We start from the raw sequence: 6,406 nt of genomic DNA on the forward strand, positions 1-6,406 counted from the left end.
AACCTACTGCATCGGAGTATCGGGACCCTGTTGTCGCATAAGAGTAGACTCAATTCCCTGCAATATTCGATCCATCTCTTCCCTTGAGGGACGGGCATGTCTTCTATCCGGGGGACGCAACAACTTGATGAGTTTGCCACCCGCCGCTTTGACTAGTTTGTCGGCCAGAAGCTCTCCCGGTCTGGTAGCGACCTCTGATTCGAAGGCTGGATTGATCACCAGTAGCATCAGCCCGGCCTTGCGATAGGTTCCGGCCGCATTAAGCGAGTTTCGATAGGCTGGGTCCTCGAAAACATGTTCACACCCGCGTGTGAGGGGCTCAGGGTAACAATCACTCAACAGGATCACGATACTCTTTGAGCCCGGATTTTTGTTCCGCTCCAGTCGCGCCATGTTAAGCGATTTGAGCAGTCCATCCGCTATGGGGGTTTCACCGTGAAACTTCAGCCTGCTCAGCCCTCGCGCCACAACCCGAAAATTATGGGTTGGATGATTGTAGATTTTTGCCTGGAGTCCCTGTAGTGAAATCAAGCCAACCCGATCATTGTGCTTATGGAAGTACCCTGTCAACGATCCCAGAATTTCCTTGAATACTTCGATAAATAGCCAGGTCGATTTACTGACATCGACCAGAAGTATCAACGTCAGACTCTCATACTCCGTGCGATGCCACCCCATTAGATCGTCTTCGACCACTCTGACAGCTCTGCGAACGGTATCATACCGCCCGTTGGACATTGATCTCAACACAGTCGGTAATGCCGCCAGACGGTTCTTGCCAACAGCGTATTTTACGAGACGCACATTTCGGCCAGTATTGATCGAAGTCACTGCGCTTCTTCGCCGACTACCCCGGGCGGCTCGTACCCTCGACTTGCGAAACTTCTTGAGAAAGCTAAATAGCGATGATTTGGCAGACCGATACAGACCATCAAATGACGAAAACAATTGCTCCGCCTCAAGTTCCGGCAACGGTATTTTGACTGAGGGTCTGTCGGCCTTCGGATCAAAGTCGTACGAGGTGGATGGGTCCGCCTTCACCCTTTGCTTGCCGCCCCTTCTTATGACATCGCCGTCTCTGCTATCTATTTTTTTTTTACCGGTGCGTCGTCCGACGAGGTATCGTCGGTATCAATGTCATCATCGCTTCGATCGAGGAACTCGTCCGCGTTCTTGTTAACTTCACCTGATGAACTGATATACTTCTTGGTGACTTCCGATGAAGCTTTGTTCGGTTCAAGCTTCTGCAGACAACCGCTAAAGGCAGCTCCGATTTCCTCGGGCGTTGGTGGTTCCAAGAGCCCCCCATCGCGAGTGCGATGAGATAGTGCCAATTCGGCAGCGAGGAGAATATCTTCAGCCCCAACGGTGGTTCGGCCGTCGAGCGCGGCCACAGTCTGACAAGTCTTTACAATAATGATGTCAGGCCGCTGACCATCTACTTTCAATTCTGCACAGGCTTCGGCGATTGCAAAAAGGAATGACTCTTCCATCGCCACCCTGGGCAACAACTCCTTTGCTTTGATTGTGATAGCCCGGATCGCCTCTTCATCGCGTTCGAATGTCTCGGAGAATCTGTCGGGATTGCTCTCGTAGAGAAGGTTCCGCTTCACTATCTCTACCCGTTGCTCTGGATCAAGAATCGACTCCACCTTGATGCACAAGGGGAAACGATCAAGTATCTGTGGCCGGAGCTCCCCTTCCTCCGGGTTCATGGTTCCCACAAGAATAAATTGATCGGGGTGGGAAATTGAAATGCCTTCGCGTTCAATCGTGTTCCATGGCGAAGCCGCAGCATCGAGGATGTCGTCAACCAGATGATCCGGAAGAAGATTCACTTCATCAACATAGAGAATATTTCGATTGGCTTCGCCCAACAGCCCGACCAGAACCTTCCTCTCTCCGTTCTTGAGTAGTCTTTCGATGTCTATACTCCCAAGCAGCCGGTCTTCGGTGCAACTCAGCGGAAGATTAACAATCTTCATCTTCTTTGTGGAACGATCAATTCGGTCTCTTTCACGGCAAAGGCTGCAGAACCGACGAGGACGGTCCGGATCGCAATTGAAATCACATCCGTCGACAGTTTCATATTCTGGCAGGATCGTCTGTACCGAGTGTACAATCATACTCTTGCCTGTTCCCTTGGGACCGCTGATGAGCAAGCCGCCTATCCTGGGATTGACAATGTTGCAGAGATAAGCTGTCTTGAATTTTTCCTGCCCTACAACAGCAGAGAACAAGTACGGTTTCTTTTCAAGGTCCATGTTTCCACCCACCTGATACAATGACAGTACCGGACGATAGGTAGTCATTCAATCGCTGTCAACCTCAAACGCTGTAGATACGGAGTCGGCTATGCAGGCTCAATGATGATCCGCTAAGAATCGACACCATCAACCTACTCTGTGCTGACATAATATTCACTTGAGCAATAGCATTTTCCGGGTTTGACTAAATGATCCCGATTCCAAGCGATAGAAATATACTCCGCTTGATACTTCCCTGTTCAAATCATCCTGACCATCCCAACACACCTTGGCATAACCGGCACTCAGTTCCCGATCAACTAATACTGTGACTCTTTGGCCAAGCAAGTTATAGACGGCAATTATGACGTGTGATCGTACCGGGACTAAGTATTCAATGACAGTTTCCGGGTTGAACGGGTTGGGTGAGTTTTGCTGCAATACAAAATCGGATGGCATCACTTCCTCATCATGCTCGTCATCTACTGCTGTCCAGATATGGTCGCATACATCTCCCAGGCCATCGTGGTCCGAATCCAGTTGGTCAGAGTTATAGTTCTCGGGACAGTTATCACAATTATCCCCTACCCCATCATAATCGAAGTCGGTCTGATCGTGGTTCGCTATCAGAGGGCAGTTGTCCCAGGCATTGGGAGTGCTGTCGGAGTCAGTGTCTTCGAGATTGCTGAACTCTACTATTGACCAGAACAAACCGTGATGGTAGTACCAGATTTCCCACGTGCCAAACCACCCTGGATATGTAGCGCTATTGCCCCACATCATGATTGGCCCACCATCGAGATATGGAGCTGGTTGGCCGAATGCCCAGAAAATCCATCCACTCGCCTCGCCCGTAACCCAGCAGACAGTATCATCCTCGACCCAACCACCCAGACAGTACTCATCATAGGTGGTTGTATTCACAATGTTGGCAATCACGCTGTCCATGATGAATATGTTCTCTTCGAAGGATGTTACTGTCGCAAGATAGCCATTTAACGTGTCGAGCTTGAGTGTTCTGGCAACACTATCAGCTTCATCCCACCACATAATCTCGGCAATGATACCGTACCAATGACCATTACCACCGCTCTCCTCCGTCCACTGGACAAGATTGACAAGAGAATCGTGTGGGAGTGGCGAGGCCAACGGACCGGAGCTGAAAGCTAAAAGGATGCCGACTGTCAGGCCCAGGGTGCATTTTCCCACTTCCGAATCTCCTTTCGATTCGAGCATGTTGCATGCCGCCAGTAATTGCGACAGAATAACCACGCTACAGACGTAAGGCAATCTCCTTCTGTTCAGCGCAGATTCGCTGATAGTTCGAACAAGGCTGTGCTGGAGCTATTTCCCTCCGGCTAAGAAACAGCCCTGAAGTGCCGATGAAGTACAAAGGTGGCAGAAACTGAGGTAAAGCATTGAGTACAAATCGAGTTCTTCTAGTCGGGGGTGATCAAGGTGGGCTTGGTAATCTGGAACAATTGCTGGCGGCACTTCCTGAAGGTTGGAATACTCAGACCTTGAGTAATAGCGATGAAGCCCTGACAGCTCTCGACGAGGCTGAACAAAATATCATAGTTTCCGCAATGCAGTTGCCCGGAATGAACGGGGCCGAACTGTTGAAGGAGGCAGCCGACCGACATCCGGGAGTTCTACGCTTTCTTGTTTCCGATCAGGGGGATAAGGCAGCTATCCAGCAATCGGCAGGTTTTGTCCACCAGTTCGTGGCAGCGCCCTTTGAGCCCGACACTCTTCGGAAGACTCTGGAAAATTCGCTTGGTTTGCACCAAATACTTTCGGACGAAGAAATATGCTATCGAATTGCAGCAGTAGGTTCCTTACCCAGTCCGCCCAAGCTGTATTCTGAACTCACTACCGAGCTGAGATCAGATACAGCCAATGTTACAAAGATCGCCGATCTGATAAGTCAGGATGTGGGAATCGTGGCCAAGCTACTCCAGACAGTGAACTCGGCCTTCTTTGGTTTATCAAGCCGGGTCGAAAATATCTCGCATGCCATCAATCTATTGGGACTGGACACAGTCAAGAGCCTAGTTCTGTCGGCTGGAGTTTTCGGTGAATTTGAGGATCCCCATCTTCCAGGCTTCTCTATTGAAGACATCTATAAACGCAGCACTATTGTGGGTGCCAAAGCAAGATTGCTGGCTCATGCTTTCGGTTCGGATAGACGCATGACCGATGACGCACTACTGGCGGGCATGTTGTACGATGTAGGTAAATTGTTGATGCTAAGCTATTTCCAGGTAGAATACCATCAGGCGCTAAGTCTCAGTGACGAAAAATCGATTCCGCTGTATCAGGCAGAGCGCGAAGTATTGGGCGCATGCGATGCCACCCTGGGAGCATACCTTCTCTCTCTCTGGGGTCTACCCGATTCAATACTTGAGGCAGTAGCGTTACATTATGAACCGAGAAAGGCGCCCAACCCGATGATCAATGCCACCGCCGCCGTACATCTGGCTTACGCTACCGATTACGACGAGACTCACAACATCCGTAAAGAAGAAGACTCGGTGGCCGACATGGAGTACTTGTCTAAGATCGGCGTCGCCGATCAACTCCCCAACCTGCGATACTTCTGTACCGGAGCCGTCGCCTGACTCTGACGACCGTTCGAACGTGAAGTACGGGGGTAGCCTGTTTGCAGGCCACATTCCTACCATCTCGGTTGACATATCAAACATAACCCTTATCTTGTCGGGATAGTATTGGGTAGCATCGACAATTAGGTCGGAGTTACTGCCATAGCGAAATGACGCCGCGCATCCGCCAACACCGACGGCCGGCATCGACATCGGGAGAGCTTCGTGGAAAAACTGATCTATCTTGACAACGCCGCCACTTCCTGGCCCAAGCCGGACAATGTCTATGATTTCATGGTCGAGTTCTATCGCAGTTGTGGGGTCAATCCGGGTCGCAGTGGTTTTGATAAAGCCATCGAAGCCGGTAACATTATCGAAGATCTTCGCAAGCGACTGACCACTTTCTTTGGCGGTGATGAAGATACTCCCGAGAGACTCTGTTTCGGATTCAACGCCACCGATGCCCTCAACCTGATTATCCAGGGACTCCTGTCTTCGGGTGATCACGTCGTAACCACCAATCTCGAACACAATTCTGTTATCAGGCCAATCAACCACCTGGTGCGAGATGGCGGAGTCGAGGCTACTTTCGTACAGTTTGACGAACAGGGATTCGTAAACCCGGATGACATCAGGAAAGCAATCAAATCCAGCACCAAGCTTGTCATAGTTAATCACGGCTCGAATGTTCTCGGCACAGTCCAACCGGTGGCCGAGATCGGCGCCCTGTGTCGCGAGGTTGGAGTAACATTTGCCATTGACGCCTCCCAAACCGCTGGTATGGTTCCCGTTAACATGAAAGAAATGAATGTCGACGTGCTGGCTTTCACGGGTCATAAATCACTCATGGGCTCGACGGGTATTGGAGGACTTTGTATTCGCAAGCATCTCGAAATCCGTCACTCCAGAAGCGGCGGCACCGGTGTTCGTTCGGCTTTCCCATACCACCTCGATGAGTATCCTTACCGCATGGAATATGGCACGCCCAACATGGTTGGCGTGGCATCACTGTGGGCCGGGCAGGATTGGATAGATGAGTTTGGTGGGATTGGGAAGATCTACGAACATGAAATGACTCTTGCCCGCAAGCTCGTTGACGGCTTCCACCAGATTGATGGCATCACAACATACTGTTGCAACAACATGGATAACCACCTTGCTACCGTATCCATGAATGTCGATGGACTCGAAGCCGGGGATACCGGAATCATGCTGGATGTCGACTTCAACATAGCGACTCGCACCGGTCTCCATTGCGCTCCGCTGGTACATAAGCAACTTGGCTTGATCGAAAAACATGGAGCCGTCCGATTCGCTATCGGTCCTTTCAATACTGAACAACATATTGATGTCGCCCTTGAAGGTATTACGGAAATCGCCGCTCGGGCCAAAGCAATGAAGCGACCCGCGGTGCAATCCACCTGACAAAGTTCGCAAGGGGTTGTCCCAAAAGAACCCCTTGTTGCTGTCACGTATAGACTGGTGACATGTTTTCTACATATTTGTCACCCTGTCCAACACATATCTGTCACCCTGTCCAACACATATCTGTCACCC

Annotated in this window: 5 protein-coding genes; 2 read left to right on the forward strand and 3 right to left on the reverse strand. The window is 50.6% G+C overall.

The features are described from left to right. Positions 1 to 3 precede the first annotated feature (3 nt). The 3 genes from KOO62_01060 to KOO62_01070 all read right to left on the reverse strand — a co-directional run bounded on the left by KOO62_01060 (position 4) and on the right by KOO62_01070 (position 3,482). Complete coding sequence (locus tag KOO62_01060; protein ID MBU8932572.1) at positions 4 to 1,041, reverse strand: VWA domain-containing protein; 1,038 nt, start codon at positions 1,039 to 1,041, stop codon at positions 4 to 6. A gap of 44 nt (positions 1,042 to 1,085) precedes the next feature. Further along, complete coding sequence (locus tag KOO62_01065; GenBank protein MBU8932573.1) at positions 1,086 to 2,264, reverse strand: ATP-binding protein; 1,179 nt, start codon at positions 2,262 to 2,264, stop codon at positions 1,086 to 1,088. A gap of 156 nt (positions 2,265 to 2,420) precedes the next feature. Next, on the reverse strand, positions 2,421 to 3,482 hold the full coding sequence (locus KOO62_01070; GenBank protein MBU8932574.1) for a thrombospondin type 3 repeat-containing protein: 1,062 nt from the start codon (positions 3,480 to 3,482) through the stop codon (positions 2,421 to 2,423). A gap of 182 nt (positions 3,483 to 3,664) precedes the next feature. On the opposite strand from KOO62_01070, the gene KOO62_01075 reads away from it, so the two are divergent. Both KOO62_01075 and KOO62_01080 read left to right on the forward strand, forming a co-directional pair. Then, positions 3,665 to 4,867, forward strand: a complete 1,203-nt coding sequence (locus KOO62_01075; GenBank protein ID MBU8932575.1) for an HDOD domain-containing protein — start codon at positions 3,665 to 3,667, stop codon at positions 4,865 to 4,867. Positions 4,868 to 5,074: 207 nt separating this feature from the next. After that, positions 5,075 to 6,274, forward strand: a complete 1,200-nt coding sequence (locus KOO62_01080) for an aminotransferase class V-fold PLP-dependent enzyme (GenBank protein MBU8932576.1) — start codon at positions 5,075 to 5,077, stop codon at positions 6,272 to 6,274. Positions 6,275 to 6,406 lie beyond the last annotated feature (132 nt).

This window comes from Candidatus Zixiibacteriota bacterium, assembly GCA_019038695.1.
GTDB lineage: Bacteria > Zixibacteria > MSB-5A5 > GN15 > FEB-12 > B120-G9.